Source organism: Kitasatospora sp. NPDC056181, assembly GCF_042266225.1.
Lineage (GTDB): Bacteria > Actinomycetota > Actinomycetes > Streptomycetales > Streptomycetaceae > Kitasatospora.
Genome location: NZ_JBHJUK010000281.1, coordinates 1 through 4657 on the forward strand (window position 1 = coordinate 1; position 4657 = coordinate 4657).

The 4657-nt window shown below is 74.8% G+C and carries 4 protein-coding genes and 1 rRNA gene; 1 reads left to right on the plus strand and 4 read right to left on the minus strand.

Annotated features, from left to right (window positions below; all coding sequences use genetic code 11):
- A 5S ribosomal RNA gene (gene rrf / locus ACFC1F_RS42650) occupies positions 1–86 on the plus strand; the annotation flags it as partial.
- A 163-nt stretch (positions 87–249) separates the two neighbouring features.
- Here rrf and ACFC1F_RS42655 read toward each other — a convergent pair.
- The 4 genes from ACFC1F_RS42655 to ACFC1F_RS42670 form a co-directional block, all read right to left on the minus strand.
- Entirely contained in the window at positions 250–633 is a 384-nt protein-coding gene (locus ACFC1F_RS42655) for a VOC family protein (protein WP_209417645.1), read from the minus strand.
- Between the two features lie 110 nt (positions 634–743).
- Positions 744–2012 (minus strand): GDSL-type esterase/lipase family protein, encoded by a 1269-nt coding sequence (locus ACFC1F_RS42660; RefSeq protein WP_376167132.1) that lies wholly within the window; start codon positions 2010–2012, stop codon positions 744–746.
- 362 nt (positions 2013–2374) lie between these two features.
- Positions 2375–3349 (minus strand): AMP-binding protein, encoded by a 975-nt coding sequence (locus ACFC1F_RS42665; RefSeq protein ID WP_376167134.1) that lies wholly within the window; start codon positions 3347–3349, stop codon positions 2375–2377.
- A gap of 40 nt (positions 3350–3389) precedes the next feature.
- Positions 3390–4202, minus strand: a complete 813-nt coding sequence (locus tag ACFC1F_RS42670) for a hypothetical protein (RefSeq protein WP_376167136.1) — start codon at positions 4200–4202, stop codon at positions 3390–3392.
- Positions 4203–4657 lie beyond the last annotated feature (455 nt).

The following is a 4657-nucleotide window of genomic DNA, read 5'->3' on the forward strand; positions in this document are numbered from 1 at the left end:
GTTACATTCCGAACCCGGAAGCTAAGCCTCACAGCGCCGATGGTACTGCAGGGGGGACCCTGTGGGAGAGTAGGACGCCGCCGAACAATCATTCGCAAAGAACCCCCGATCCGTCACGGATCGGGGGTTCTTTGCGTTTCCCGGAGCTTTGCATTTTCCGGAATTGCGGTGGGAGCCGAGGTCGGCGGGCGCCGACCCCGGCCTGTGAGGCGCGTTCCCCGGAAGGACCGGGGACGGCCGGCGGACGTGTCAGGAAGTCGTGGCGGCCCGGTCGGACTCACTGCGCAGAACGCAGAACTCGTTGCCTTCGGGATCGGCCAGGACCGCCCAGCCGGATCCGTCGGGATTCCGGCGGTCGGTGACGAGGGTGGCACCGAGACCCAGCAGGCGTTCCACCTCCTGCTCGCGCGAGGTCTCCGGGCGCAGACAGAGATGGATCCGGTTCTTGACCGTCTTGGCCTCGGGTACCTGGTTGAAGTGGAGGAGCGGGCCCTCCGCCAGCAGCACCTGAACCTCCGGATCACCCGGCTTGTCCTCCGGATGCAGCGGACGGCCCGTCACCCTGCTCCAGAAGCGGGCCAACTCGTAGGCATCCGCACAGTCGATCGCCACATTCTGCAATACCGAGACCATGCGCCCGAGCCTTCCTGATTTCCACTCCGAGCGCCACCGGGTCCCGCCTGGGCGGGGTCCCGAGGCCCCGAGGCCCCGAGGCCCGTTCCGGACCGCCGTCCTGACGGTGGTCATTGCAGGCTGTCGAGGTCGATGCCGTCGGCCATGGCCCGGTAGCCGAGCGGGCTGGGGTGGAGGTGGTCGCCGAAGTGGTAGCCGTCGGGGATGGTGCCGGTGCCCGCCGGGTCGATGGCCAGGTCGAAGTCGGCCACCGCGTCGTACTCGCCGGAGGTGCGGATCCACTCGTTCAGGTCGCGGCGCAGCCGGTCGGTCTGCGGGGTCCAGAACGGCGCGCCGCCGAAGGGCATCAGGGTGGCGCCGACGGCCTTGACGCCGCGGGCGTGGGCGGCGCGGATCAGGGCGCGGTGGGCGTCGATCAGCCGCTGGAGGGTGACGGGCGGGTCCTCGCGGTCCACGCCGCAGATCTGGTCCCCGGTGCGGAGGATGTCGTTCATTCCGTGGGAGACGATCACGGTGCCGACGTTCGGCTGGTTGAGCACGTCGCGTTCGAAGCGGGACAGGGCGCTGTCGCCGGCGCAGGCGGAGTCGGCGAGCATCTTGTTCGAGCCGATGCCGGCGTTGAGCACCGGGCGCGGCCGGCCGTCGGCGATGAGCCGTTCGGCGAGGCGGTCGGGGTAGCGGTCGTCCCCGTCGACGGTGGCGCCGAACCCGTCGGTGGTGGACTCGCCGAAGGCCACCACGGCCTTGCCCACCGGCCGGCCGCCGGTGACCTCGACGCCGCTGACGTAGTACCAGGAGCCGTACCCGGGGCGGACGGCGTCGCTGAACGCCGCCGCGCCGGTGTCGCCGCGGTGGTCGCCGTCGGCCCGGTAGGTCGTGGTCATGGAGAGCTGGTGGTAGGTGGCCGGGCCGGTCGGACCGTCGAAGTAGAGGGTGAGCGCCACCCGGTCGCGGGCCGCCACCGGCAGCGGCACCGGGTCGCTGAGGACCTCCCCGCCGGCGGGGACGACGACGGAGTCCCGGTGGTCGAAGTGCAACGGCCGCACGGTCCCGGGGACGACGGCCGCCCCGTCCGCGGCCCGGCCGACACTGGCCCCGGTCAGTCGCAGCGGAGTCGTCCCGTAGGTGTTGGAAAGCCGGAACCGGACGGCCTTGCCGCCCGTGCCGAGCCGCACCACCTCCCGCACCGTCTGGTGGTCGAAGCCCTGCCCGGCCCAGGTCGCGAACCAGGGCGCTGCGGAGGGGCGCATCATCGGCGCGGCCCAGGCGGCCGACCAGTGCTGTCGGTGCGCCGGCCCGGCCGAGGCTGGGGTGGGGGTCGCGGCGATCGACAGGGCGGTCAGTGCGGCGATGGCAGCGGCACGGGGGAGCGGGATCATGGGGGGCCTTCCTCGGGCATCGGTCGGCACGCGGCACCGGTCGGTGCGCGGCGACGATCGGGCGGGCCGGGTGCGGTCGTCCGGCGCGCTCCTCTCGGATTGCGCGGGGTTCCGGCGACCTGCGCCGCCCGGCTCCCCGTTCTCTCATGACCCTGACTCCGCGCGGCGCGGGAATGTGACACGGGAGCAGACACCCGGATCTCCCGGCCCACCCGGATCCCCCGGCCCGCGCGCCTCGGGCGCCGTCCGGCCCCGGCACGACCCACGGGTGCGCGCACGGGTGCGGCGTGAGCGGTAGTCGGACAGGTCCGTGGGGCGGCATCGGGTGGCCGGTCCCGGCGGCAGGGCGCCGGGACCGGTGCTCACGGCCGGGCGAGCGTGTCCTGCTGCCCCGGGAGGGAGTCGGCGGGGACGGCGGACGGTCGGAGCGACCAGGGGCTGGGGCCGTGCCGCAGGTGCCAGGAGGGGCTGGGGAGGTGCTCCCTTTGCCAGTACCAGTGGTCGGGACCGGGGAAGTCGGCGAGCTCGGGGACCGGCGCGACGAGGCGCAGGTCGGGGGCGGGCAGGGTGGGCAGGCCGGTCGCAGGGGAGTGCCGCAGGACCTCCTGCAGGGAGTCGGGCCGGGCGTGGAGCACGGTCACGCGGTAGGTGTGGAGGGTCTCCAGGAGGCGCTCGGGGTGGGCGGAGCGGGCGGAGTCCTGGCAGAGGACCTGTGCGGCTCCGAGGGCCAGCGGCCCGGCGACGGCCAGGGGGTGACGGACCAGCCAGTCGAGGTCGGCCGCGCACCAGTAGACGTCGGCGGGGCCGCGCAGGCCGAGCCGGAGGCCGGCCGCGTTCTCCTCGGGGGCCGGGACGGGGCGGCTGCTCCGGGCCGGCGGTGCGGCGAGGGCGAGGTGCCGGCGGGCCGGCCCGCTGCCCGTGGGCAGCACCAGGACCTGCGGCGACCCGGGAGGCGCGGTCCGGCTCCCGGTGGGACGCCGGTCGTCGGCCGTCACCAGCAGCCTGACGCGCCGGAGGCGACGCCGGGCGAGCTCGTCGGACGGATCGTGGAGCGGGGGCGCCGACGGTGTGGGCGTGGTGGCGACGGCGCCGATCCGGGTGCAGGCCAGCAGTGCGGCCACTGCTTCGGGGACCAGCGGCAACTGCAGGGCGACCCGGTCGCCGGGGCGTACGCCGAGCCGGCGCATCGCGGCCGTGACCCGGTCGACCTGGTCGGTCAGCTCTCGCCGGGTGACGGCCCGGCCGGTACCGGTGGCGTCGACGGCGTACAGCGCCACCGGGTCGTCCGGGGCGGTCGGTGGCGGGCAGACGGCGACGTCGGCGCGGGTCGGTGACATGGCGGGCTCCGATCGGTCGGGGCGGTCTCGGGCGGGCCGGTCAGAGGTCGGTCGGGGTGAGCAGGCCCTGGGGGCTCCACCACGCGGCGCGCGAGGAGCAGTCACCGACCACCAGGGGCGCGTCGGCGCCGTCGTCGAGCAGGCAGTCGGCGCCGTCCTGGGTCCTGATCCGCAGACAGTCGGGGGTGGCGGAGCCGTTCGCCGAGGCGGCGCCCGGCTGCGGGCGGCGGTCGGTGAGCTGCCAGCGCTGCGTCGAGGCGGCGGTGGTGCCCGCGGAGGCCTCGTCCCGGACCGCGACGCCCCCGGTCGGCTCCGCGGTGACCAGCCGGGGTACGGGTGAGCCGCTGGAGAGCAGGGACTGCAGCACCAGGCCGCCGTCCGGCTCGGTCCACACGAGCCACTCCTCGCCGTTGGCGCCGGTGGGCGCCGTGGCGCCGACCCGGGCGCCGTCGGGCACGTCGGACAGCGGGGCGTCCAGGACGGCCAGGCGCCGACCGGAGTCGCAGGCGGTCAGCGTTCCCAGGCCTCCGTAGGAGGGGTTGCGGGGGCCATCGGATTCGAACACCGGGCTGCCCGTCGGTGCGGTGGCCGGATCGCCGAGGCCGCCCGGGAGCGCGCGGTCCTCCGCCACCTTCGGCCCGCCCGGGGACGAGCCCGGCACCGTCGTCGGCCGGTCCGTCCCGGCGGTGCCGGGCGTGGCCGGCGATCCCGCACGGGTGCCGTCGTCGCCGGTTGCGCACCCGCCGAGCAGCAGGAGGGCGGCGGCCGTGAGGACGGCGAGTGGCCGGTTCACCGGTGGGCCGGCCGCGACCATCCGCTCGGTTCGTTCCGTTGTCGCCCTGCGCAGCGCCATCCGATGTTCCCTTCCTGGCATCCCCCGATGGGCGAGGGGCCGGACCTGTGTGGGACGGGTGCGGCCGCTCGGCGGGGCCCTTACGTCGGGGCACCGTCGGTGGTCAGGCTAGGAGCCGAGGGCCGGTGGCGGATGACGGTCGGTACCGAAGGGTTTGCCCGGTTGACGGGGTTTCGGCCCGTGGTACAGCCCCGGGACGGTTCCCGGCCGCCGGCCGGCCCGGTACCGAAAGGTTTAAGTTCGGGCACCGAGAGTTCAGCCCGATACGGGCTCCCGGGCGTCCGGCGCGCGTGAAGATCGAGGGGTAGTCGCCGGGAGGCCGCCGCCCGGCGAGTACCGGCAAGGAACCGCAAGAACAGCATGAGGAGTGCGCGTTGAGCAACGAGAGCCTGGCCAACCTGCTCAAGGAGGAGCGGCGCTTCGCCCCGCCGGCAGAGCTCGCCGCAGCCGCCAAC